This window comes from Glycomyces artemisiae, assembly GCF_003002955.1.
GTDB lineage: Bacteria > Actinomycetota > Actinomycetes > Mycobacteriales > Micromonosporaceae > Glycomyces > Glycomyces artemisiae.
Window position 1 is genome coordinate 247,242 of the sequence record NZ_PVTJ01000001.1, and the last position, 23,529, is coordinate 270,770.

General features: G+C 71.6%; 20 protein-coding genes. 12 read left to right on the forward strand and 8 right to left on the reverse strand.

Translation table 11 applies throughout. From position 1 onward, the window contains the following. Window position 1 precedes the first annotated feature (1 nt). The 3 genes from B0I28_RS01170 to B0I28_RS01180 all read left to right on the forward strand — a co-directional run bounded on the left by B0I28_RS01170 (window position 2) and on the right by B0I28_RS01180 (window position 6,346). Complete coding sequence (locus B0I28_RS01170; protein WP_219926488.1) at window positions 2–1,813, forward strand: HSP90 family protein; 1,812 nt, start codon at window positions 2–4, stop codon at window positions 1,811–1,813. A 32-nt stretch (window positions 1,814–1,845) separates the two neighbouring features. After that, entirely contained in the window at window positions 1,846–4,752 is a 2,907-nt protein-coding gene (locus B0I28_RS01175) for a tetratricopeptide repeat protein (RefSeq protein WP_106361986.1), read from the forward strand. Between the two features lie 217 nt (window positions 4,753–4,969). Beyond that, on the forward strand, window positions 4,970–6,346 hold the full coding sequence (locus B0I28_RS01180; RefSeq protein ID WP_106361987.1) for a glycine--tRNA ligase: 1,377 nt from the start codon (window positions 4,970–4,972) through the stop codon (window positions 6,344–6,346). A 7-nt stretch (window positions 6,347–6,353) separates the two neighbouring features. Here the strand turns inward: B0I28_RS01180 and B0I28_RS01185 are convergent, their stop codons facing one another. Further along, a complete protein-coding gene (locus tag B0I28_RS01185; protein ID WP_106361988.1) occupies window positions 6,354–7,253 on the reverse strand; it encodes a 2OG-Fe(II) oxygenase family protein in 900 nt (299 codons plus the stop codon). 60 nt (window positions 7,254–7,313) lie between these two features. On the opposite strand from B0I28_RS01185, the gene B0I28_RS01190 reads away from it, so the two are divergent. Next, the gene (locus B0I28_RS01190; RefSeq protein WP_106361989.1) at window positions 7,314–8,480 is read left to right on the forward strand and encodes a hypothetical protein; all 1,167 of its coding nucleotides are present in this window, start codon (window positions 7,314–7,316) and stop codon (window positions 8,478–8,480) included. Window positions 8,481–8,531: 51 nt separating this feature from the next. Here B0I28_RS01190 and B0I28_RS01195 read toward each other — a convergent pair whose 3' ends face one another. The 4 genes from B0I28_RS01195 to rpmB all read right to left on the reverse strand — a co-directional run bounded on the left by B0I28_RS01195 (window position 8,532) and on the right by rpmB (window position 9,641). Beyond that, complete coding sequence (locus B0I28_RS01195) at window positions 8,532–8,738, reverse strand: hypothetical protein (protein WP_146147934.1); 207 nt, start codon at window positions 8,736–8,738, stop codon at window positions 8,532–8,534. A gap of 189 nt (window positions 8,739–8,927) precedes the next feature. Further along, window positions 8,928–9,233 carry a 30S ribosomal protein S14 gene (gene rpsN, locus B0I28_RS01200; RefSeq protein ID WP_106361991.1) on the reverse strand — a complete coding sequence of 102 codons (306 nt, stop codon included), beginning with the start codon at window positions 9,231–9,233 and terminating at the stop codon, window positions 8,928–8,930. Next, entirely contained in the window at window positions 9,233–9,403 is a 171-nt protein-coding gene (gene rpmG / locus B0I28_RS01205) for a 50S ribosomal protein L33 (protein WP_106361992.1), read from the reverse strand. Before rpmG ends, rpsN begins: the two co-directional genes overlap by 1 nt. Window position 9,404: 1 nt before the next feature. Beyond that, on the reverse strand, window positions 9,405–9,641 hold the full coding sequence (gene rpmB, locus B0I28_RS01210) for a 50S ribosomal protein L28 (RefSeq protein WP_106362589.1): 237 nt from the start codon (window positions 9,639–9,641) through the stop codon (window positions 9,405–9,407). A gap of 64 nt (window positions 9,642–9,705) precedes the next feature. Between rpmB and B0I28_RS01215 the strand changes: the two genes are divergently transcribed. Together B0I28_RS01215 and B0I28_RS01220 are read left to right on the forward strand one after the other, a co-directional pair. Continuing rightward, the gene (locus B0I28_RS01215) at window positions 9,706–10,962 is read left to right on the forward strand and encodes a CobW family GTP-binding protein (RefSeq protein WP_219926489.1); all 1,257 of its coding nucleotides are present in this window, start codon (window positions 9,706–9,708) and stop codon (window positions 10,960–10,962) included. Next, window positions 10,959–11,210 carry a type B 50S ribosomal protein L31 gene (locus B0I28_RS01220; protein WP_106361994.1) on the forward strand — a complete coding sequence of 84 codons (252 nt, stop codon included), beginning with the start codon at window positions 10,959–10,961 and terminating at the stop codon, window positions 11,208–11,210. Before B0I28_RS01215 ends, B0I28_RS01220 begins: the two co-directional genes overlap by 4 nt. 97 nt (window positions 11,211–11,307) lie before the next feature. Here the strand turns inward: B0I28_RS01220 and dusB are convergent, their stop codons facing one another. Beyond that, complete coding sequence (dusB, locus tag B0I28_RS01225) at window positions 11,308–12,471, reverse strand: tRNA dihydrouridine synthase DusB (RefSeq protein ID WP_106361995.1); 1,164 nt, start codon at window positions 12,469–12,471, stop codon at window positions 11,308–11,310. A gap of 84 nt (window positions 12,472–12,555) precedes the next feature. Next, window positions 12,556–15,174 (reverse strand): hypothetical protein, encoded by a 2,619-nt coding sequence (locus B0I28_RS01230; RefSeq protein ID WP_106361996.1) that lies wholly within the window; start codon window positions 15,172–15,174, stop codon window positions 12,556–12,558. Between the two features lie 415 nt (window positions 15,175–15,589). On the opposite strand from B0I28_RS01230, the gene dnaG reads away from it, so the two are divergent. Both dnaG and B0I28_RS01240 read left to right on the forward strand, forming a co-directional pair. Beyond that, the gene (dnaG, locus tag B0I28_RS01235) at window positions 15,590–17,455 is read left to right on the forward strand and encodes a DNA primase (protein WP_106361997.1); all 1,866 of its coding nucleotides are present in this window, start codon (window positions 15,590–15,592) and stop codon (window positions 17,453–17,455) included. Further along, on the forward strand, window positions 17,455–17,694 hold the full coding sequence (locus B0I28_RS01240) for a hypothetical protein (RefSeq protein ID WP_106361998.1): 240 nt from the start codon (window positions 17,455–17,457) through the stop codon (window positions 17,692–17,694). Before dnaG ends, B0I28_RS01240 begins: the two co-directional genes overlap by 1 nt. 52 nt (window positions 17,695–17,746) lie before the next feature. Here B0I28_RS01240 and B0I28_RS01245 read toward each other — a convergent pair whose 3' ends face one another. Continuing rightward, window positions 17,747–18,796 carry a fatty acid desaturase family protein gene (locus B0I28_RS01245; protein ID WP_106361999.1) on the reverse strand — a complete coding sequence of 350 codons (1,050 nt, stop codon included), beginning with the start codon at window positions 18,794–18,796 and terminating at the stop codon, window positions 17,747–17,749. 228 nt (window positions 18,797–19,024) lie between these two features. On the opposite strand from B0I28_RS01245, the gene B0I28_RS01250 reads away from it, so the two are divergent. The 4 genes from B0I28_RS01250 to B0I28_RS01265 all read left to right on the forward strand — a co-directional run bounded on the left by B0I28_RS01250 (window position 19,025) and on the right by B0I28_RS01265 (window position 22,614). Beyond that, entirely contained in the window at window positions 19,025–19,978 is a 954-nt protein-coding gene (locus tag B0I28_RS01250) for an ABC transporter ATP-binding protein (protein WP_106362000.1), read from the forward strand. Next, window positions 19,975–20,799, forward strand: a complete 825-nt coding sequence (locus B0I28_RS01255; RefSeq protein WP_106362001.1) for an ABC transporter permease — start codon at window positions 19,975–19,977, stop codon at window positions 20,797–20,799. Before B0I28_RS01250 ends, B0I28_RS01255 begins: the two co-directional genes overlap by 4 nt. Before the next feature lie 9 nt (window positions 20,800–20,808). Beyond that, window positions 20,809–21,606 (forward strand): ABC transporter permease, encoded by a 798-nt coding sequence (locus tag B0I28_RS01260; RefSeq protein WP_245888842.1) that lies wholly within the window; start codon window positions 20,809–20,811, stop codon window positions 21,604–21,606. 117 nt (window positions 21,607–21,723) lie between these two features. Further along, window positions 21,724–22,614, forward strand: coding sequence for a M23 family metallopeptidase (locus tag B0I28_RS01265; RefSeq protein WP_106362002.1), 891 nt, complete (start codon window positions 21,724–21,726; stop codon window positions 22,612–22,614). Window positions 22,615–23,529 lie beyond the last annotated feature (915 nt).

Consider the following 23,529-nt stretch of genomic DNA (forward strand, 5'->3'; position numbering starts at 1 on the left):
CGTGTCTGAGACAACGCCCACTTCCCATACGTTCCAAGTGGACCTGCGCGGACTGGTGGACCTGCTCTCGCACCATCTGTACTCCTCGCCGAAGGTGTACGTGCGCGAACTCCTCCAGAACGCGGTCGACGCGGTCACCGCGCGCCGCCAGATCGACCCGGGCTTCACCGCCGAGGGCGCCCCGGTGCGCATCGACGCCGACGGCGCGCGGCTGCGGATCACCGATCCCGGTGTGGGACTGACCGTCGCGGAGGTCCACAAGCTGCTCGCCACGATCGGCGGCTCGTCCAAGCGCGACGAGGAGATCGAGGGCGCGCGCCGGGACTTCCTGGGGCAGTTCGGCATTGGGCTCCTCGCGTGCTTCACCGTCGCGTCGGTCATCACCGTGACCTCCAAGTCCGCGAAGGACCCTGCCGCGCCCGTGGTCCGCTGGTCCGCGCGCGACGACGGCTCCTACACCGTCACCGAGGTCCCCGACGGCGAGCACCCGGAGCCGGGCACCACCGTCGAGCTGACGGCCCGCCCCGGCGAGGACTGGCTCAAACCGCACCGGGTCGTCCAGCTCGCCCGCGAGTACGGTTCGCTGCTGCCGGTGGAGGTCACCGTGTTCGGCGGCGGCGCCCCCGAGCGGATCACCGACACGCCGCCGCTGTGGGACCGCAAGCACCCCAACGCGACCGCGCGGCGCCTCGCCCTGAACCGCTACTGCGAGGACGTCATGGGCTTCCCGCCGCTCGACGTCATCGACCTCGACGTGCCGCTCTCGGGTCTCAAAGGGGTCGCGTTCGTGCTCCCGCACGCGGCGTCCCCGTCGGCCCGGCCCGCGCACCGCGTCCACCTGAAGCGGATGCTGCTCACCGAGACCGCCGACAACCTGGTCCCCGAGTGGGCGTTCTTCGTCCGCTGCGTCGTCGACACGGACTCCCTGCGGCCCACCGCGTCCCGCGAGTCGCTCTACGACGACGAGGCCCTGGCCGTCGCCCGCGACGCGATCGGCGCGCAGATCCGCGAGTGGATCTCCCGCCTCGCCGCCGAGGACCCGACCCGCCTGGAGGCGTTCCTCGCCGTCCACGAACTCGGCGTCAAAGCCCTTGCGCGCCACGACGAGGAACTGCTCGCCGCGATGCTCCCGTGGCTGCGGTTCGAGACCACCGCCGGGCGCACCAGCCTCCCCGAGTTCGCGCGCGCCTACGAGCCCGTCTACCTCGCCGCCACCGTCGACGAGTTCCGGCAGGTCGCGCAGATCGCCGCCGCCCAAGGGATCGGCGTCGTCAACGGCGGCTACACCTACGACGCCGAACTCGTGCAGGCCCTGCCGCGCATCGACCCCGACGTCAAGATCGAGCAGCTCCAGCCCGGCGTCATCTCCGCGAGCCTCGACCCGGTCGCCACCCGCGACGAGCTGGCGCTCCAGTCGTTCCTCGCCGCCGCCCGCGCCCGCCTCGACGCCGTGGACGTCGACGTCGTCGTCCGCGAGTTCAACCCCGTCTCCGTGCCCGCGCTCCTCCTCGACGACCGCGAAGCGCGCCGCGAGCGCCAGCGCGCCGAAGCCGAAGCGCAGGCCGACGACCTGTGGGGCGGCATCCTCGCGTCGATCAAGCAGCACGCGCCGCGCGCGCAACTGGTCCTCAACCACCGCAACCCCACCGTGCGCCGCATCAGCGGCATCGCCGACGCCGACCTGGCCGGGACCGCCGTCGAGTCGCTGTACGGGCAGGCGCTGCTCATGAGCCACCGGCCGCTGCGCAGCGCCGACACCGCGCTCCTGAACCGGTCCTTCATGAACCTGCTGGAACACGTTACAAAGGACTAGAACCCCCCGCCGAGAAGGACCGAGGACCCGCGATGGCCACTCCCGACCCCGACGCGATCTGGCGTCTGCTCAACGAGGCCCGCTTCGAGGAGCCCGGCGAGGCGAAGGTCGCGGCACTGGAGCGGGCCGTGGAGGCCGCCGACGCGGTGGGCGACCCCGAGCTGGTCAACTACGCGCTCAACGGCCTGGTCGACGCCTACGAGTTCTCCCGCGACTCCACGCGCCTGCTCGTGCCCTTCGCGCGGCTCCTGCGCGCCTTCGACACCCGGCCCGAGCACTTCGACGCGTACCTGACGCGGTCGCTGTACTGGACGTTCAAGTGGATCGTCGACTCGATGATCGAGCAGCCCGACGTGCCGCTCGAATCGATCGAGCACTGGCTCCAGGAGATGCGCCGCCGCTACGCCGAGGCCGGGTACTCCATGCACGCGCCCGCCGCCTACGAGATGCAGCTGGCGTTCCACACCGGCGACTACGACCGGGTCGCGCGCGCGATCGAGGCCCTCGGCGAGGCCGAGGAGGACGACATGTCCGACTGCACCGCCTGCCAGTACACGACCCTCGCGACCATCGTGTTCTACGCCGAGGAGGACTCCGCCGACGCCGCCATGGAGATGCTGGAGCCCGTCCTCGCGGGCGAGCACTCCTGCGCGCACGAGCCGCACTACGGGCTCGCGCTCTCGCTCCTGCCGCTCGTGGAGCTCGGCCGCCCCGCCGAGGCCCGCGCGAACCACCTGCGCGGCTACCAGATGTGCCGCGGCAAGGAGGACATGGTCCCCATGATCGCGCTGCACATCGAGTTCTGCGCGCTCACCGGGAACGAGCACCGGGCCGTCGAGATCCTCGCCGACCACGCCCGCTTCTTCGACCTCGACCTGGGAGTGCGCGAACGGCAGCGGCTCCTCGAAGTCGCCGTCCTCACCTGCCGCCGGCTCGCCGCCCTCGGGTACGCCGACGCGGCCGTGCCCGGCCCCGGCGGACGCGAATGGACCGCCGCGGAACTCCACGACTGGGCCGAAGCCGAGCGGACCGCGATCTGCGCGCGCTTCGACGCCCGCAACGGCAACGACCACCACTCGCGCATGTCCGACTGCGTCGTCGAGTCCACCCCCTACGACGAGCCGGTCCACCTGGGCCTCAAGGAGCCCCGCGCCGTCGAGCCGCCCGTGGCCCTCGCCGCCGGCGAGCCCGTCGAAGGCCCCGCGCTCGACGCGGCCATCGACGCCGCCTACGCCGCGTACGACGCCTGCTCCCCGGACACGTGGAAGGCCTGGCTGAAAGTCGGCGCCATCGCCGACGCGCTCGGCATCGAACTCATCGCCGAGCACCGCGCCGAGATCGCCCACGCCGAATCCGCCCGCGCCGACGACCCCGAGGCCGTCGAGGCGGGCCTGCGCCGCGCCGTCGCCCTCTTCGGCACCGCCGGCCAGCCCGGCCGGGCCCTCGTCGCCGAGGCGTTCCTGCTCATCCACCGCGCCGAGACCGCCCCCGACGAAGTGCGGGCCGCTGCCGCGCAGATCGCCGCCACCGCCCTGCGGCTGCGCGACGAGCACCGCATCGACGACCGGAGCCTGCACACCAGCCAGGTCCTCGCCATGCGTGCCGAATACCTCACCGGCGACCCCGCCCCCGACCTCGACGCCCGCGCCGAGGCCCTCGACGCCGAACTCGCCGACCTCCCCGACCGCCGGTACGCGCTCATCCGCCGCTGCGACCTGCTCGACCTGCGCGCCCGCCTCACCGACGACACCGACGCGAAGACCTGGCTCCTCACCGCCGAACGCGACGTCGCGCGCGCCGCCGACGCCGGATGGGCCGTGGCCCGCGCCAGCGCCGACCTCGCCGACCAGGTGGGCCTCACCGGCGACTTCGCCCAGGCGTACGCGATCACCCGCGAGGGCCTGACCGCCCTCGGCGACGAGCCGAGCCGCACCATCGCCGCGAAGCTCCACCTCCAGGCCGCCGAGTTCCGGATGCGCGAGGGCGACCACCCCGGCACCTACGAGCACGCCCTCGCGGCCTCCGTCCACTGCGACGCCGTCGGCATGACCGTCCCCGGCGCCGTCGCCCGCCACCTCATGGGGACCGCGCTCGTGGAGATGGACCGCCGCGCCGAGGCCGTCCCGATCCTCGAAGCGGCCCTCGACGACCTGCCCGACTCGGAGGCGTGGCGGGCGTGCAACATCCGCTTCAACCTCGCCGAGGCCTACGACAAGCAGGACGACACCAGGCGCGGCGTCGAGCACGGCCTGGCCGCGCTCGCACTCATGGAGACCCGCCCCGAGCTGGGCCGCGCGCCGCTGTACGCCGACACGCTGTTCCTCACCGGGGAGCTGCTGGAGAAGCTCGGGGAGCACGAGCACGCCCTGGAGGTGTACACGCGCGCGGCCGAGGCCGCCGAGGAGGTCGGCGACCTCACCTCGTGGGCGCGGGTGAGCCGCGCCCGCGTGTGGCTGCTGCGCACGATCTCCGGCGACGCCGCGTTCGGCGAGGGCCTCCAGTCGATGGCGCACATCGCCGCGGGCCTGATCGCCGAGCGCGCCAACCCGGAGGCCCCGGAGGCGGTGCGCGAGTCCGCCCGGTTCGAGCTGGGGGAGACGTACCGGCAGCACGCGCAGCTGACGTTCCAGTTCCTGGAGTCGCAGGCCGGGGAGCCGGGGCTGCGCCGCGACGAGGCCGAACCGGTGCTGGACCTCCAGCGGCGGGCGCTGGCGGTGTTCCGGGACGGGCCGCTGCTGCTGGAGCGGGCGTCGCTGACGGCGCATCAGACGATGTGGCTCCTCGCGGAGCTGGGCGACACCGCGGGCGCGGTCGAGGCGGGGGAGGACGCCCTGGGCTGGCTGGTGTCGCCCGAGCACGCCGAGGCCCGGGAGGGGTTCGTGCAGCACCTCGCGGATCTGCGCGGCGGCGGAGCCGCGGGTCAGGGCGGCGGGGCCTGACGGCGGCCGGGCCGCCCGTGCGAGGTACGCTTGCGCACTGGCGGCACGGGCTCACTCCGGCGAAGCTTGCGAGCTGGATCGAGCAGCACAGTCAGTGCGCCCGCCCGTTCACCACCGGATCGAAACCGGGTTGAACATCCGCCGAAAAGCGAACAGTCTGTTCGCGGAATCTTATTCGCAGTCTCACCGACCGCCAGCCGGATCGAGAGGAATCATCGTGTCCCAGGACCGCACCGAAGCGCTCATCAGCCTGTCCAAACGCCGCGGCTTCGTCTTCCCCAGTTCGGAGATCTACGGAGGCACCCGCTCTGCTTGGGACTACGGCCCGCTCGGTGTGGAGCTGAAGGAGAACATCCGCCGCGAGTGGTGGAACGCGATGGTCCGCGAGCGCGACGACGTCGTCGGCCTCGACTCCGCCGTGGTCCTCAACCCGCAGGTGTGGGTCGCCTCGGGCCACCTGGAGGAGTTCACCGACCCGCTCACCGAGTGCCAGTCCTGCCACAAGCGCTTCCGCGCCGACCACCTCATCGAGGCGTACCAGGAGAAGCACGACGGCGCCGAGCCCGAGGGCGGCCTGGCCGACCTCGCGTGCCCGCACTGCGGGGCCCGCGGCTCCTTCACCGAGCCGCGCATGTTCAACGGCATGATGAAGACGTTCCTGGGCGCCGTCGAGGACTCGGAGAACACGCACTACCTGCGCCCGGAGACCGCGCAGGGCATCTTCGTGAACTTCACGAACGTGATGACGGCCTCGCGCCGCAAGCCGCCGTTCGGCATCGCGCAGACCGGCAAGAGCTTCCGCAACGAGATCACGCCGGGCAACTTCATCTTCCGCACCCGCGAGTTCGAGCAGATGGAGATGGAGTTCTTCGTCGAGCCGGGCACGGACGAGGAGTGGCACGAGTACTGGCTCACCGAGCGGTGGAACTGGTACGTGAACCTGGGCCTCTCGGAGTCGAACCTGCGCCGCTACGAGCACCCGAAGGACAAGCTGTCCCACTACTCGAAGCGCACCGTCGACATCGAGTACCGGTTCAACTTCGCGGGCAGCGAGTTCGGCGAGCTCGAAGGCATCGCGAACCGCACCGACTTCGACCTGTCGACGCACTCGAAGCACTCGGGCGCCGACCTGTCCTACTTCGACCAGGCCAAGGGCGAGCGGTGGACGCCGTACGTCATCGAGCCCGCGGCGGGCCTGACCCGCTCGGTGCTGGCGTTCCTGCTGGAGGCGTACGACGTCGACGAGGCCCCGAACACCAAGGGCGGCGTCGACAAGCGCACGGTGCTCCGCTTCGACCCGCGCCTGGCGCCGGTGAAGGCCGCGGTGCTGCCGCTGAGCCGCAACGAGGACCTGTCGCCGAAGGCGAAGGACCTGGCCGCGCGCCTGCGCCGCCACTGGAACGTCGACTTCGACGACGCCGGGGCGATCGGCCGCCGCTACCGCCGCGCCGACGAGATCGGCACGCCGTACTGCATCACCGTGGACTTCGACACCCTGGAGGACCAGGCCGTGACGATCCGCGACCGCGACTCGATGAAGCAGGAGCGCGTGGCCCTCGACCAGGTCGAGCGCTACCTCCTCGAACGGCTCTAGCCGCGCGCTAGGCGCCGCCCATCGTGCGGGGGCCGATCTCGATCCTGTCGAGGTCGGCCCCTTCGGGTATCCAGGCCGCGTGCAGGTCGAGCTCCTGCACCGACTCGCCTTCGCCGACGGTGCGCCAGCCCGCGGAGCCGAGGTCGAACGAGAACGGGTCCTGCCCGGCGGGCAGGCCGCCGATGAGCACCCCGTCCGCGTTCCGGAAGATGATGGACACCCGGATCTCCTGCTCGACGGCGCTCACGACCCGGTAGTGGACGCGGTAGCCGTCGGGGCTGAGCAGCGGCTCCACCGAGACGACCGACACCTCCGGCAGCGGCGCGACGAACGTCCAGCCCCGCTCCTCCTCGGTGAGCCCCTCGGGGTCGGGGGCGAGGAACGACGGCTCGCGGGAGGTCAGCCGCAGGTTCTCGATCGGCGTGTCGAACAGCGCGGCCGACAGCACGAACCCGAGCTGCACCGTCGTGTCGGCGGGGATCGGGTTGGGGTAGAAGCTCTCCAGGTCGTCCTCGGTGCCGTCCTCGGCCACGGCCCACACGTCGAGCGACCCGGGCGTGGGCATGTCCGCGTCGAACGGGTTGCGCAGGACCGCGCCGAGGATCACGCGCGGCGTCCCCAGCTCGTCCACGACGGGGCTGAACCCGTACTCCAGGATCTCGAACTCGACCTGCCGCCCCGACGTGAAGTCGGGGCCGAGCGCGGGCGCGGTCCCCAGCTCGGTCACGTCGGCGATGCCGTCGTCGGGGAGCGGCTGCCACTCGACCGCCACCGCCAGGGCCGCCGCGCAGGCCGCGAGCGCCACCGCGAACGGCAGGCGCGGCATCGGCGCGGTGCGGCGGACGATGCGCGAGGCGAACCCCCGCAGTCGCCTTGCGGGGGCGCTGATCCAGCTGGTCGAGGGCATCGGGGGTCCCGTGTGAGAACGCTACACTTTGTGCACCACGGTAGCAGTCGAGGAGCCAGAGTGTCCGGAGCGGCGTCACCCGACCGCTGGGGCGACGAGCACGCGATCGACCTCGGCGCGGTCGACGCGCCCGCCGACGAGGCCCCTCCGGTTCCGACCACTATAGGCGTACCGCGGCGCCGCTTCCGCTTCCCGAACGCCGCCATGGCCCTCGCCGCGGTCCTCTTCCTGGTCGCCGCGGGCGCGATCGCCGTCGCCAAGTGGTCCCCGTTCGGCAAGCGCGACGCCGAGGGCGTCGTCACCGCCTTCCTGGAGGCCGCGCAGGCCGGCGACATCCGGGGGGCCCTGGCCTTCACCGACCAGCCGCACGCCACGGGGGACTTCCTCGTGGACGAGGCGCTCGACACCCGCTGGAGCATCGTCGAGGTCGGGCAGGTCGCGAGCGCGCCGAGCGCCCGCGAGGGCCGGTACGTCTCGCAGGTGTACGCCGAGATCGAGGCGTTCGACGGCACCCGCATCGGGTTCCGCTACTTCGTGGGCATCGAGGACGGCGAGGTCCGCATCGAGAACGCGCTCAGCGGGAGCGAGGCGTACCCGGCGTTCGACCACCTCGACGTCAACGGCGTCACCGTCCCGGTCGACGAGGCCTTGGGGATCACCAACATCGTGCTGCTGCCGGGGATCTACGAGTTCTACCCCGAGCTGCCGTCCACGATGGAACTGGAGACCGAGGGGGTCCTGCTGACCCTGGGGAACCGGTTCATCCCGCTCGGCGGCGACTACGCCGACGAGTGGCTGCCGATCCCGTGGCCCACCGTCTCGGCCGAGGGCGCGGCGCTCATCGACCGGGCGCTCCGCGCGCACCTCGACGCCTGCGCGCTCGACACTGAACGGGCGGACTGCCCGTTCGCGTTCCCCGAGGACGACGCGCGCACGATCGCGCCCGCGCCCGGCGCGGTCTGGGAGATCACGGCCTACCCGACGGTGCGGGCGCAGTGGTGGGGGTACGAGCTGCTCCAGGGGTTCACCCTGGTGACGACCGTGCCCGGCGAGGCGCGCATGGCGGTCGTCGTCACCGAGGACGGCGAGTCACGGGAGACGGTGGTGAGCTGCCCGGTCTGGGCCGACGGCCTCTACGCGGACCTGGACTTCGACGGCGGCGCGGTCATCCGCCGCCCCGACGGCACGACGCTCGAACGGTGCAGCTCGCTCGTGGAAGTGGGCTGACGAGGCGGACCGGGGCACGGCCTCGCGGCCGCACCCGTCGGTACCGGAACCTCAGTCGCTGTGGATGACGCAGTCGCAGTCGACCCACGCGGGGGCCGCGGCGCGGTCGGTGTGCGTGATGGAGTAGTGGCCGCGGCTCTCCGACGCCCACAGGGACGCGGGGCTGGCGGGCACGTCGGCCCCGACCTCGTCGGACAGTTCGACGGGTTCGGGCGCCTCGGCCGGGGCGGTCTCCAATTGCTGGACCATTGCGTTCATCGCTCCTTAGTCTCTATCCGAGTCAAACGCAGAAACGGCTCGCATGGTTCCGGGCTTGAGAGCAGTCTCACAGCGCACTCGCACCGCCCAGATTAGCGCCCCCCGGCGACAGGCACATAACGGTTTCATGCCAATGGATCGCCGGGGGCGCAGGTCAGGGTCGCCTTATCAACCGTTCAGGTGAGGCTCCTACCAGGACGATTTCCGTATTCCGGGCAATTCTCCGCGGTGCGCCATCGCCCTGAGTCGGACACGCGACAGTTGGAACTTGCGATACACGCCACGCGGACGGCCGTCCACCGCGTCCCGGCTCCGCAGCCGCACCGGCGAGGAGTCCCGCGGCAGCCGCTGGAGCGCCCGCACGGCCGCCGCCCGTTCCTCCGGGTCGGTCCCCGGGGCCGCGATCAGGCGCTTCAGTGCCGACCGCCGCTCCCGGTACCGGTCCACCAGGACCTCGCGCCGCCGCTGCTTCGCGATCGCGCTCTTCTTCGCCATTACCGCTCCTCCCTGAACTCCACGTGCCTGCGCACGACCGGGTCGTACTTTCTCAGGACCAGCCGGTCCGGGTCGTTGCGGCGGTTCTTGCGGGTCACGTACGTGTAGCCGGTGCCCGCGGTCGACCGCAGCTTGATCTTCGGCCGCACGTCGGTGCTCTTGGACGCCATCTCAGACCTTCCTTCCCTGTGCTCGCAGCCGCTGCACGACGGCCTCGACGCCATCGCGGTCCACGACCTTGATCCCCTTGGTCGACAATCGCAACCGCACATGCCGCCCCTCGCTGGGCAGGTAGTACCGCTTCGTCTGCAGGTTCACGTTCCAGCGCCGGCGGGTCTTCCGCTTCGACCACGGCACGTTGTTGCCGAACCCGGGTCCGGCCCCGGTCACATCGCATGTTCTGGACACGGTCGCCCTCCTCTCGTCGAGCACTACTATAATGACAATCGTTTTCAATTGGATCGGAGGTCCCATGTCCCAGCTCGCCCAGCCCGGCGCGGCACCGCCGCAGGCCGACCTGCGCCCCGCGCTGACGCTCCTGACCGGCTTCGCACCCGAGGCGACCCGCGCGACCGCCGACCTGCTCACCCGCGCCGACCCGGCCCTCCTCGTCGTCTCCTACGACCTCTCCTCGCTCGTCGCCGACGGCACCGTCCGCCGCACCGTCCGCGACGGCAGAGGCGTCATCGAGGACGAGCGCACCGCCCTCGAACACGGCTGCCTCTCCTGCACCGTCCGCGAAGACCTCCTCCCGGCCCTCGTCCGCCTGGCCCGCGAGCGGCCCGGCGGCGACCTGGCCCTGGTCCTTCCGCCGTCCATGGAGCCCGAGACCGTCGCCGCCGCCTGCTCCTGGTGCGAGATCGACGGCAGGCCCGTGACCGACGCGATCCGCATCGACTCCGTCGTCGCCGTCTGCGACCCCGCGACCCTCCTCGACACGCTCGACTCGGACCAGGACCTCGCCGACCGCGGACTCCAGGCCGCCGACGACGACACCCGCTCGGTCGCCGACACGGCCGCCCGCCAGATCGAGTACGCCGACACCGTCGTCATGTGGGCCCCGGGCGCCGACGCCGACTTCGAGCACACCCGCGTCTCAGTCCTCCTCCAGCGGCTCAACCCGTGGGCCCGCCACCTCGTCGTCGACCTCGACGAGCCCGTCTGGCTCTCCGCGCGCCTGCGCCGCAGCGGCGGCTTCGACCCCGACGGGCCCGAGCCGTACGGCCGCGGCCTGGAGGGCTACAGCGTCGGATGCCATGAGCCCGAACCGGACTGCGGCGTCGTCGCTGCCCTCTACCGGGCCCGCCGCCCGTTCCACCCCGGCCGCTTCCACGCGGCGCTCCCGAAGATCGCGGGCTCCACGCTCCGCGGCCGCGGCCACCTGTGGCTCGCCTCCCAGCCCGACTTCATCGGGGCCTGGGAGTCCGGCGGCGGCGGGGTCTCCATGGGCGGCCTCGGCCGCTGGCTCGCCGCCACCCCCGACGCGGAGTGGGGCGAGTCCAGCCCCGAGCGCCGCGTCAACGCCGACCTGCACTGGGACGACGACTACGGCGACCGCGAGATCCAGCTCGCGTTCGTCGGGCTGCACTTCGCGGCCGACGAGCTGGCCGCCGTCCTGGACGCGTGCCTCCTCACCGACGAGGAGGCCGCCGCGGGCCTGGACGCGTGGCGGGAATACGCCGACCCGTTCGAGGGTTGTCTCGAAGGCAAGGAAGGGATTGAGGAATGAAGCAAGGCATCCACCCGAACTACGACTACGTGGTCTTCCGCGACCGCGGCGCCGACTTCGCCTTCCTCACGCGGTCCACGGCCACCTCGGCCGAGACCGTCGAGTGGGAGGACGGCCGGACCTACCCGGTGATCGACGTCCAGATCTCCTCGGCCTCGCACCCGTTCTGGACCGGCAAGAGCCGCGTCCTGGACGACGAGGGCCGCGTCGCCAAGTTCTACAAGCGCTACGGCCAGAAGGGCAAGTAGCCCGACGACCGCAGCAGGGGCCTCCCCGGCACCGGGAGGCCCCTGCTGTCGTGTCCGGGATCGTATTTCCTGTAGGAAATAGGATGCAGGATGCGGTTCAGCCGCCGGAGGAGTCGATCTCGGCCCCCACCGGGACCGTCCGGTCGTCGCGGTCGTCGAGCCACCCGTCGGGCAGCGAGACCTTGCCGGGGGAGTTGGTGCGCCCGCGGGGCTTGCCGATCGTCGAGACGGGGAACGGCGCGTCGGCGTCGAGCTTCCCGAGCAGGTCTTCCAGCTCGTTCAGGGTCGAGACCATCGCCAGCTCGCGGCGCAGCTCGCCGCCGACCGGGAACCCCTTGAGGTACCAGGCGACGTGCTTGCGGAACTCGCGGCAGCCGTGCTCCTCCGCGTCGATGTTCCGCCGCGCCTCGTACGACTCGGCGCCCGCGATCCACTCCACGAGCAGCTGCGCGTGCCGCAGCATCACCTTCGCGACCTCCCCGAGCGACGGCATGAGGCGCGTTTCCCGCCCGCTGAACGCCGCCTCAAGGTCCCCGAAGAGCCAGGGCCGCCCCAGGCAGCCCCGGCCCACGACGACGCCGTCGCAGCCCGTCTGGGCGGCCATGCGCACGGCGTCGTCGGCCTCCCAGACGTCGCCGTTGCCGAGCACCGGGACGTCGAGGAGGTCCTTCAGGTCGGCGATGGCGTCCCAGTCGGCGGTCCCCGAATACCGCTCGGCCGCGGTGCGGCCGTGGAGGGCGACCCACGCGACGCCCGCGTCCTGCGCGATGAGGCCCGCCTCGCGGTAGGTGAGGTGGTCGTCGTCGATGCCCTTGCGCATCTTCACCGTGACGGGGATGCCCCGCTCGGCCGCGGTGTCCACGGCCGCGGTCACGATCTCGCGGAACAGCCGCCGCTTCCACGGCAGCGCCGAGCCGCCGCCGCGCCGGGTCACCTTCGGGACCGGGCAGCCGAAGTTCAGGTCGACGTGGTCGGCGAGGTCCTCCTCGACGACCATCCGCACGGCCTTGCGCACCCCTTCGGGGTCCACGCCGTAGAGCTGGAGGCTGCGGGTCTCCTCGTCGGGGTCGAACTCGATGAGCCGCATGGTCTTCGGGTTGCGCTCGGTGAGCGCCACGGTCGTGATCATCTCGCACACGTAGATCCCCGCACCCTGCTCGCGGCAGAGCTTGCGGAACGGCAGGTTCGTGATCCCGGCCATCGGCGCCAGGACCACGGGAGGCGACACGGGCTTCCCCGCGAGCGAGAGCTGATTCGTCACCGGTCGATTATCCCAGCGTCGGCCGGGTCCGGCAAAGCGCGAAGGGGGTGACCGCGGCCGCGGTCACCCCCTTCGGTGCGAGTGCTATTCGAGGTCGACCGTGACCGAAGCGGCCCAGGGCTTTCCGGCGACGTCGTACGCCCCGGCATAGCTGAAGCCGTCGCCGCCGACGGTCGCGCCGCCGGGGATCGCGGCCTGGCCGTCGAGGTAGGCGTGGAGCTTCTGGCCCTCGAAGTCGGAGACCAGGACCACCGCGGCGCTCCCGGCGTAGTCCTTCACGCCGAGCGCGGGCGTCTCCGAAGCGCACAGCGGGTCGGTCAGCCGCGAGTCCGCGAGCTGCTTGGCGACCTCGCCGCCCGCGACCCAGCTGATCGTCCCGGTGCCGCGGCTCGTCGCGATGAACTGGCCGCTCTGCGCGCCCACGACCAGGCACGTCGGGTTCGCCCCGACCTCCGTCGCCGCGGTCTCCGCGAGCTCCCGGTCCAGCTCGTGGACCGTGCCGTCGCTCGTCGCGACGGCCGGACCGGCCTCCGCGGCGGCCACGTCGGCCACGCCGCCGTCGAACCCGATCGCCTCGCCCGCGGCGGCGTCGAACTCCAGCGCCGTCCCGTCGTAGTACTGCGCCGCGACGCCCTGCAGCGTCGAGGTGAGGTCCACGACCGCGACCTGGCTCGCGCTCAGGTCGCCCACGACCGCGTATCCGGAGCCCGCGACCGTGTCGCGGTGCGCCCCGTCCTCCACGGTCCCGCGCTCCAGCGAGAGCGAGCCCGCCGAGTCCGACCACGCGTCGACCGAGGTCGGCGCCGTGAACGGCAGCGCCACGGTCCCGAGGATCTGCGCCGACGCGAAATGCCCGGGGTTCGGCAGGCCGGGGTAGGACTCCGACCAGCTCGACGAGTACGAGCCGCTCTTGTCGCCCATGGCGATCACCACGAGCGCACCGGTCTGCGACGCCGGGTTCCACGTCGTCACGAGCGCCAGCTCGTTCCCGTCGGTCAGCGCCACGTCCGTGGGCACCTGCCCGTCGGGCAGGAGCAGGCACGTGCCGCCCTGCGCGCCGGAGATCCCCGCCGTGGCGATGACCCCCGACGAGAACGCGATCACCGAGTGCGCGCTGACCTCGGCGCTCTGCTCCGGCCGCGCCAGCGCGACCGGCCGCCCGAGGTCCACGCCGAGCCCGGCGATGCACTCGGCGGTCGAGCCCTCCTGGAGCTCCAGTTCAGGGGTGCCGTCCTCGGAGAACCGGCCGCCCGCGCGCGGCGTGAGGCCGATGAGGTCGTCGGTGGACTCGACGGCGGTGACGTGGTCGATGCCGCTGAGGCCCGACTCGTCGGTGAGGTAGCCGAGCTGGCCCTGGACGCTGCGGTCCGCATCGCCCAACAGCGGCTCGGTGGCGAGCGCGTCGCCGCCGGTCGCGGCCACTTCCTCTGCGCCAGAGCCGGAATCGGCCTCGCCGTAGCGCCACGAGAACCACTCGGCGCTGCCCGCGGCGGCCGCGAGCTCGGTGTACTGCTCCGCGCTCAGGGCCGCGTCGGCGCCGGGGCTCTCGCTCGCGCCGCCGTCGTCGGACTCGTCGCCCGGGTTCGACGGCTCGCTCGGCGGGGCCGCGCCCAGCATGAGGACGATGCCGATGATGAGGCCGAGGGTGATGAGCCCGCCGATGCCGTAGATGGCGTAGCGGACGCCGCGGTGCGTCGGCGGCGCGGCCCGGACCGGCGGGGCCTGCGAGGGCTCCGGCTCGGCCGCGGTCTCCTCGCTGCGGCGCTGCGCGGGGACCGCCTCGGCGGGGGCGGTCTCGGTGGCGGCGGCCTGCTCGCCGAAGGGCTCCGGGGCGTCGGCGGGGAACCGCTCGGCGCCGTAGGCGCTCTGCGGCGCTTCGGGGAAGCCTCCGGGCTGCTGCTCGCCGTACGAGGACTCGCCGTACTGCGGCTCCCCGTACCGGGGCTCGCCGAACGGCTGCTCCTGGAAGGCGCCGGGCGCCTGGTCCTGGTAGGCGTCCTGCGGGGCCTGGCCGAAGGCGTCCGACCCCTGCCCGACAGAGCCCTGCCCGACCGTGCCCTGTCCGAACGCGGCCTGCTCCTGGAACTGCTGCTGCTCCGGGTACGCGCCCTGCGGGGCGGCCGGGAACGGGTCGGCCTGGTACTGCTGCTGCTCGGCCTGGTACGCGTCGCGGGCGGCCTGGGCCTCGGCCGCGAGGCGGTCGGCCTGGTACGGGTCGGACTGGTAGAGGTCCTGCCCGCCGGCGTCGCCGCGGTACTGGGTCTGGCCGTAGACGTCGGCCTCGTACGGGTCGGCGCGCAGCTCGGGGAACTCCAGGCTCCCGCCCTGCTGCGGCTCGGGGGCGTTGAAGCCGGGCCCGGACGCGGGGGCGGCGCCCGGGTCGGGGCGGAACGCCTGCGGGTCGGCGGGGCCGGGCTGTCCGGGGACGCCCGGCGGGGGCCACGCGGCGCCGCCTCCGGTGAGGCCGCGGCCGGTGTGCGACTGCTGGGAGATCCAGTCCTGGTTCGAGCGGGGCGGCCAGTCGGCGGACTCGCCCCACTCGCCCTGCTGCTGCGGGGGCGCGCTCGGAGGCGCGCCCGGGGTCTCGAAGAGCGTCCCGCGGACCTCCCCGGCGCGCGGCGGCTGGGCGCCGCCGAGGTCGCTCGCCCACTCGTTCCGCCGCGCCTCGGGGTCGAGGTCGTCGCGGGGCGCGGGGTCGCCCAACAGGTTCGGGCCCGCGGGCGGACGGGGATCGGACGACGCCTCTTCTTCCGGCGCTGCGGAAGGCAGGTGACCCACCCCGCGCGCGGTGATTCGGGGCGGATTCGTGGGTGTGGCCGCGGGTTCGCTGGTGGGAGGCCAGGAGGGCGGCTGCTCGGGCGATGGGTCCGGCATGATAGGCGACTCTAGCCGATCGGGGCGCGAGGCCGTGAGGCGTGGTCGGGAAAGATGTGACCGAGGAACATGGTACAGCGGGGGTTCGACCTCGAAGTTCTTCGGCGCCAAGCGGTTCCGGGCCGCCCGAAGGGGACGTGACGTTCGCCGCGGGCGTGTCGCCGCGTCGCCTCACAACCGCCGCGTCCGCCGCCGCGGTGTCGGACCCGGCAGGCAGAATGGTGGAGGCAGAAAGAGGTGAACAGTGGCGGGGCGAATCCGGGACGCCGACATCCAGCTCGTGCGCGAGCGGGTGGACATCGCCGAGGTCATCGGCGAGCGCGTCACCCTGCGCAACGCCGGAGGCGGAAACCTCAAGGGCCTGTGCCCCTTCCACGACGAGCGCTCCCCGAGCTTCAACGTCACCCCCGCGCGCGGCGTCTACCACTGCTTCGGCTGCGGCGTGGGCGGCGACGCGATCACGTTCCTCACCGAGCTCGACGGGCTCACGTTCGTCGAAGCCGTCGAACGGCTCGCGGGGAAGGCCGGGCTCAAGCTCACCTACGAGGACGTCGACGGTCGAGTCCAGCGCGGACCCTCGGGCCAGCCGGGCCTGAAGCAGCGGCTCCTCGACGCGCACACCGCCGCCGCCGAGTTCTACACCGGGAAGCTCCTGTCGCCCGAGGCGATGACGGCCCGGCAGTTCCTGTCCGCACGCGGTTTCGACCGCGACGCGGCGGCCACCTTCGGCTGCGGGTACGCACCCGACGCGTGGGACGCGCTCGCGAAGCACCTGCGCGCCAAGGGCTTCACCGCCGAGGAGCTGACCCAGGCGGGCCTGGCGAAGCCGTCCAGGTCGGGCAGCCTCATCGACCGGTTCCGGCGGCGCCTGGTGTGGCCGATCCGCGACTCGTCGGGGTCGGTCATCGGCTTCGGGGCGCGCAAGCTCTTCGACGACGACCAGGGCCCGAAGTACCTGAACACGCCCGAGACGCCCCTGTACAAGAAGTCGCAGGTGCTCTACGGGATCGACCTGGCGCGCAAGGAGATCGCGAAGACCGGCCGGGTCGTGATCGTCGAGGGGTACACCGACGTCATGGCCTGCCACCTCGCGGGCGTGCCGATGGCGGTCGCCACGTGCGGCACCGCGTTCGGCGCCGAGCACATCCGGGTGCTGCGCCGGTTCCTGTTCGACTCCGAGTCCGCCGACGGGCGGATCATCTTCACGTTCGACGGCGACGAGGCGGGCCAGCGGGCCGCCCTCAAGGCCTTCGACGAGGAGCAGCGGTTCGTCTCGCAGACGTACATCGCGGTCACCCCAGGGGGACAGGACCCGTGCGAGCTGCGCCAGTCCGCGGGCGACACCGCGGTGCGCGAGCTCATCGAGCGGCACACGCCGCTGGTGCAGTTCGCGATCGAGCGGGCCATCGCCAAGCACGACCTCGACACCGCCGAGGGCCGCCTGCACGCGACGCGCGCCATCGCGCCGCTGCTCGCGCGCGTCAAGGACCGCGGCCTCGTCGAGGAGTACCTCGGCGTGTACGCCGGGCGGCTCGGCAAGGAGAAGGCCGAGCTGCGCCGCGCCGTCCAGGGCGCCGCCGCCGGGCAGGCCCCCGCCGAGGCGCCGCCGCAGCCGCGCCGGGAGATGCGCGCCGACTCGATGCAGCTGCGCGCCCAGCGCGAGGTCCTCAAGGTCGCGTTGCAGCAGCCGCAGGTCGCCGGGCCGTACTTCGACGCCGTCGACGCCGCGCCCTACACCGACCCGAACTACCGGGCCGTGCGCGAGGCCATCGCCGCCGCGGGCGGCGCCGCGCACGCCGCGGCCGGGCCCAACTGGGTCGCCGCCGTCCAGGCCGCGTGCGCCGAGATCGCCGCCGGGGCGCTCGTCTCCGAACTCGCCGTGGAGGAGCTGCGGCTCGCGGGCGAGCCCGACGCCCTCTACGTGCGCACGATCCTCGCGCGCATCCAGCGGCCCGTCGTCGAAGCCGAGGTCGCCGACCTCAAGCGCCGCCTCCAGCGCATCAACCCCAGCACCGACAAGGACCAGTACATGTCCCTGTTCGGCCAGCTCATGGGCCTGGAGCAGCACGTGCGGTCCCTGCGCGACCAGGCCGCGAACGCCTTCGAGTGATGAAGCTCAAGGACACGTACACCTCGCCCGAGCACGGCTACTCCCTCGGGGTCGAGACCGTCTTCGGCCGCTTCTACCTCTCGATCCCCAAGGGGGACGGCGGAAGCGAGTGCTTCGAGATCACGCAGGAGCGCTACGAGGCGTTCCTCGCCGACCCGGCGCTGGCGCTGCGGTTCGCCGAGGCGGCCCGCCGCGGCGAGCGCGACCGGCGGCGCATGTTCGGGCCGCACGGGGACTGAGATGCGCCGAGGTCGCCCCCGTCGCCGGGAGCGGCCTTCGAAGACTCGTTTGCTAGAGCGCGGCCTTGATCGGCTGCGGCTTCGGGTTGCGCAGCGGCTCGCCGTGGGCGTGGAGCTCGCCGAGGGCTTCCTTCCACGACTGGATCAGGCCCGTCGCGTGGTAGGGGATGCCCTTCTCGATGCAGAACTCCTCGACGATCGGCTGCGCGTACTTCAGGTGCACCGACGGCATCGCCGGGAACAGGTGGTGCTCGATCTGGTAGTTCAGGCCGCCGAGCGCGAAGTCGGTGAACCAGCCGCCCTTGACGTTCCGGGAGGTCAGCACCTGCTTGCGGAGGAAGTCCAGCTCGGTCTCGCCGACGAACGTCGGCATGCCCTTGTGGTTCGGCGCGAAGACCGAGCCCATGTACACGCCCCACGCGGCCTTGTGCACCAGGATGAAGACGATCGCCTTGCCCGGGGACAGGAACGTGAAGACCAGCGAGAGGTACGCGGCCCAGTGGATCGCGAGGAACAGCGCCTCGAATCCGCGGTTCTTCAGGCCCGGCTTGAGGACCGACTTGATGCCCGAGACGTTCAGGTTCAGGCCCTCAAGGGTGAGGATCGGGAAGAACAGCTGCGCCTGGTACTTGCCGAACCAGGTGGTGATGCCCTGCGCGAAGCCCGCCTGGCGCTTCGACCACACGAACAGGCCCGGCGCGACGTCCGGGTCGAGCTCCTCGTGGTTGGGGTTGGCGTGGTGGCGGTTGTGCTTGTCGTTCCACCAGCCGTAGCCCATGCCGTTGGCGAGGTTGCCGGTGAACCAGCCGACCCGCTCGGAGGTGGAGCGGCTGCGGATGACCTGGCGGTGCGCGAGGTCGTGGCCGAGGAACGCGACCTGCGCGCTCACGATCGCGAGGAACACGCCCGTCAGCAGCTGCCACCAGGTGTTCCCGATCATGGCGAACGCCACCCAGCCGCCGATGAACACCGCGCCCGTGAGGGCGAAGCGGACGATGTAGTACGCGGGACGGCGGCGCATCAGCCCGGCCGCGTTGATGCGACGCGAGAGCTGCGCGAAATCGCTGCCGGTCCGCTGCGGGGCCTCGGCGGTGAGCGTCATGGAAGCTTCCGATCTGTCGGGGTCGTTCTCGACCTCTCAAGCCTCCCCGTCCGCGGCCTGGAAGTCGCTACCGCTGACCCGTCAATAGGGGTAGTGCTTGCCCTACCTTTCACAGCGGGCTCCCAGGTTCACCCAGCGCAACGTAAGGGAACGCCCCGGATCGCGTAAGGCTCATAACGGTGAGTAAGGAGTGGAACGGTGTCACATGAGGGATCTAGGCTCGACCACATGCCTGATGACAACGAGATCCTGGTCAGCGCCGCCGACCTGCGGAAGAGCTACGGCGAGCACGAGGCCGTGCGCGGCGTGGACTTCGAGATCCGCCGCGGCGAGGCCTTCGGCTTCCTCGGCGCGAACGGGGCCGGCAAGTCCACCACCATGCGGATGATCGGCTGCGTCTCCCAACCCACCGGCGGCACCCTGGAGGTCTTCGGCCGCGACCCGCACACCGAAGGCGCCGCCATCCGCGCCCGCCTCGGCGTCGTCCCCCAGGACAACACCCTCGACGACATGCTCACCGTCTTCGAGAACCTCGTGGTCTACGCCGGGTACTTCGGCATCAGAAAGAAGGCCGCCCGCGCGAAGGCCGAAGAGCTCCTCGACTTCGTGCAGCTCAGCGCCCGCGCCAAGGACCAGGTCTCCGACCTCTCCGGCGGCATGCAGCGCCGCCTCGCCATCGCCAGGTCCCTCATCAACGACCCCGAACTGGTCATCCTCGACGAGCCCACCACCGGCCTCGACCCGCAGGCCCGCCACCTCGTCTGGGAGCGCCTCTTCCAGCTCAAGCACCGCGGCGTCTCCATCCTCCTCACCACCCACTACATGGACGAGGCCGAGCAGCTCTGCGACCGCCTCGTCGTCATGGACGAAGGCCGCATCATCGCCTCCGGCTCCCCCCGCGAGCTCATCGACACCCACGTCACCAAGGAGGTCGTGGAGCTGCGCTTCGGCACCGCCCACACCGCCGAGCTCGCCGCCCTCGCCCACACCCTCGACGGCGTCGGCGCCCAGATCGAGCCGCTGCCCGACAAGATCCTCGTCTACACCGACGACGCCGACGACACGAACGCCGCCCTCGAAGCCCGCGACATCCACCCGTCGTCGGTCCTCGCCCGCCGCGCCACCCTCGAAGACGTCTTCCTGCGCCTCACCGGCCGCGCCCTCGTGGAGGACGAGGCGTGACCACCGCAACCGCCGCGACGGAAACGGCCGTCGACCGCGAGGCCCCCACCGCCCTCACCGGCGCCTGGCGCGCGTTCACGCTCCAGCTCGCCCTCTTCAAGCACGTCTGGCACGGCACCGTCTTCACCTCCGTGCTCCTGCCGATCCTCTACATGGTCTCGATCGGCATCGGCGTCGGCGCCTACATCGACCCCGCCTCCCTCGGCGGCCTCGACTACGCCGCGTTCATCGCCCCCGGCCTCATCTGCTCCGTCGCCGTCATGATGCTCGGCAACGACATGGTCTTCCCCGTCTTCGGCGGCTACGCCGACTGGGGCGGCGGCTACCTCGCCCAGCGGGCCACCCCGCTGCGCCCCGTGGACATCCTCAACGGCCACCTCGCCTACGCGGTCCTGTTCCGCCCCTTCACGAACTGCACGATCGTCGCGGTCGTCATGGCGTTCTTCGGCGTCTACACCTCCTGGTGGGCCGCGTTCGCCGTCATCGCCGCCGCGCTCGTCTCCGCCGCGATGGCCCCGTGGATGCACGCCTGGGCCTCGACGCTCAAGAACGACTCGAACCTGAACATGATCTTCCGGTTCGCCGTCATGCCGATCTCCCTGTTCTCCGGGGTGTTCTTCCCCGCCGACCAGATGCCGGCGTTCCTCCAGCCGCTCGTGTGGATCTCGCCCCTGTGGCACGGCACCGAGCTCGCCCGGGCCGCCACCGCCGACGTCGCGCCCGCACTGCCGCCCTACGCCCACATCGCCTACCTCGCGCTGCTCGCCGTGACGGGCTGGTTCGCCGCCCGCCGCGTCATCGAGCGACGCCTGAACTTCTAGGGAGCCCGCGTGTCCGTCATCGCCTACGGCGCCGCCCGCGCCGGCCTCCGCAACTCCGGGGCCCTGCTCAACCGCAACTGGGTCGCCATGCGCCGCGCCTGGATCCTCATCCTCTCCGGCGCCGTCGAATCGCTGCTGTTCCTGTTCGCCTTCGGATTCGGCGTCGGCGCCCTCGTCGGGGACATCACGCTCCCGAACGGCACCACCGTCTCCTACACCGCCTACGTGGCGCCCGCGATCCTCGCGAACGCCGCCATGATGGGCGTCCTCGCCGAGACCTCCATCAACGTGTTCGCCAAGTTCAAGTGGATGAAGGTCTACGACGGCATCCTCAACACCCCGCTGCGCCCCTGGGACGTCGCCCTCGGCGAGGTCTGGTGGGCCCTCATCCGCGGCTTCACCTACATCGGCGCGTTCGTGGTCGTCATGGGGCTCTTCGGACTCCTCGACTCCTGGTGGGCGCTCCTGGCGATCCCCGCGTGCGTGTTCATCGCGCTCGCGTTCGCCGGGATCGGCCTCACCCTCGCCACGCTGTTCCGCGACTGGACCGACTTCGACTGGATGAACGCCGTCGTCTTCGCGATGTTCCTGTTCGGCGGCACCTTCACGCCCGTCGAGGCCTACCCGGCCTTCGCGCAGCCGATCGTCTACGTCATGCCGCTGTACCACGGCATCGAGCTCGTCCGCGGCATCAGCCTCGGCCAGCTCGGCCCGATGATGCTCGTCCACATCGCCTACCTCCTCGCGCTCGCGGTGGGCGGCATGTGGATCGCGCAGCGCCGACTTGCACGGGCTCTGTATAAGTAGCAGTGGTCAAGCAGCAGGCCGCGTCCCCGTCCGCGGGGGCGCGGCTGACCCGTTTGTAAGAAAGTTTTCTTCATATGTGATCTTCACAACGGAGTAAATCTTCGGTACGTTCCCCTTATGAGACACCGAAACCGACGAATCGCACTCCTCGTCGCGGCGCTCTTCACCGCGGTCGCCGCCTCCTTCGCGCCGACCCTGGTCTCGAACGCCGACGACTTCACGGCGCAGGCCGTCTCCCACAAGAGCCCGTTCAACTGCAACAAGACGTTCTACGCGAACAACTGGTCGGGCGGGCACAACCCGAGCAACTCCATCGACTGGCAGACCTACGGGTCCGACGCCATCAACGGCGAGACCGTCCGGGCCACCGCCGCGGGCACCGCCTACTTCTACAACGAGGGCTCCACCAGCTACGGCCGGTGGGTCAAGGTCGTCCACTCCGACGGCACCCAGACCCGCTACGCCCACCTCGCCACGCAGGTGAAGGCCCCCGGCTCCTCCATGTCCGTCTCGCAGGGCACCGTCATCGGCACCGTCGGCTCCACCGGCGGATCCACCGCTCCCCATCTGCACTACGAGCAGCGGAACGCCAGCGGCTCGGTCGTCAGCCCCGTCGTCGAGGGCGTCTCGGTCCCCTTGGGCACCAAGAAGGCCGTCACCTCCTCCAACGGCTGCTCCGGCGGCAACCCGTACACCCCGGGCCAGGTCTGCGGCTCCGGCTACTCCCAGATCAACCAGCACGCTCTCGGCACGGTCGGCGCGGTCTTCCTGATGTACAACAGCTCCAACGGCTACAACTGCGTCGTGACCCTGAAGTACACCAGCGTCGGCACCGCCTCCGCGGTCTCCGCCAGCCTCCAGGTCGAAGGCGGCACCACCACCAAGGACTCCGGCAACTTCGCCTACTACGCAGGCCCGGTGAAGAAGTCCGCCCCCAACACCTGCGTCAAATGGGGCGGCTCCGTCGGCTCGACCACCTGGACGAGCGCCTGGAGCCATTGCGGCTGACCCGCCGCATCATGAAGCGCCCGCCCTGAGTTTGGCGCTTTGATCGTCCCCTCCCGAAAGGGAGGGGATTTTCGCTTCCCAACTGCTCGCTGCCGGCTTGCGGGTGGGGTGGGGGTTGGGGTTCGTGCGGGCGGCGACGAGAGGGTGGACGGTGGGCCGGGGTGGGGCGGGTTGCCTTGGGGCCGTGGGGGTCCGGGGGTGGAACGTGAGGATGTTCCCCGCGTGTGGGTGATGACAGTGGTGCCTGGTGCGAGGGATGATTGGGGTACGCACAGGGACAGGGAAATCGTACAGGTGTCGGGCGGTGCAAGCAGACTAAGCCAAGCCTCTGGCCGACCGGCAGACCAGACGATCTCCGAGGCAGCGCCGCCGACGCAAGGTGTCGGGCCGACGGCAGATCTCATCCCCGGAGTGCTATCGGGACCCGCAGCAGTCAACCACCCCCCACTGGGGCATGGTGATCGGGCGGGGGACCCGGGGAAGGGATCACCTCGACCCCGGGCGGTGTCCGCTACGAGGCACACGACCGGAACACCAAGCGACCGACAGGCCGAACCACACGCCGCACCAGGCGCGACATGCGCGTAGGGGCCGCGTCGCACCCGGCCGGGCATTCGAGGACCCGGCACCGCGACACCACCCCCACACGCACAAACTCGCACCACTGCGGCCACGGCCCACCACCGCACCACCCCGACACGGGCGCGAGCCTGCCCACAGGGACACACTCTCCTGACACGGGCGAAGCCTGCCCGGACGGGCGCACTCTCCCGACGGGCAGCCAACACGCCCACCGGGACGCATCACCCCGCGGCGGGCGAGAGCACACGCCCGTCACGGGAGCACCAACCCCGCCAGGCATCGAGTATGCCCACGGGAGCGAACACCCGCCGGGCGAGAGCATGGCGGGACCGG

Coding starts and splice junctions, on each gene's coding strand:
- rpsN (WP_106361991.1), bottom strand. CDS start 9,233: ATGGCGAAGAAGAGCGCGATCGCGAAGCAGCGGCGGCGCGAGGTCCTG.
- B0I28_RS01240 (WP_106361998.1), top strand. CDS start 17,455: ATGAAGCTCAAGGACACGTACACCTCGCCCGAGCACGGCTACTCCCTC.
- B0I28_RS01250 (WP_106362000.1), top strand. CDS start 19,025: ATGCCTGATGACAACGAGATCCTGGTCAGCGCCGCCGACCTGCGGAAG.
- B0I28_RS01175 (WP_106361986.1), top strand. CDS start 1,846: ATGGCCACTCCCGACCCCGACGCGATCTGGCGTCTGCTCAACGAGGCC.
- B0I28_RS01245 (WP_106361999.1), bottom strand. CDS start 18,796: ATGACGCTCACCGCCGAGGCCCCGCAGCGGACCGGCAGCGATTTCGCG.
- B0I28_RS01195 (WP_146147934.1), bottom strand. CDS start 8,738: ATGAACGCAATGGTCCAGCAATTGGAGACCGCCCCGGCCGAGGCGCCC.
- rpmG (WP_106361992.1), bottom strand. CDS start 9,403: ATGGCGTCCAAGAGCACCGACGTGCGGCCGAAGATCAAGCTGCGGTCG.
- B0I28_RS01265 (WP_106362002.1), top strand. CDS start 21,724: ATGAGACACCGAAACCGACGAATCGCACTCCTCGTCGCGGCGCTCTTC.
- B0I28_RS01220 (WP_106361994.1), top strand. CDS start 10,959: ATGAAGCAAGGCATCCACCCGAACTACGACTACGTGGTCTTCCGCGAC.
- B0I28_RS01185 (WP_106361988.1), bottom strand. CDS start 7,253: ATGCCCTCGACCAGCTGGATCAGCGCCCCCGCAAGGCGACTGCGGGGG.
- B0I28_RS01215 (WP_219926489.1), top strand. CDS start 9,706: ATGTCCCAGCTCGCCCAGCCCGGCGCGGCACCGCCGCAGGCCGACCTG.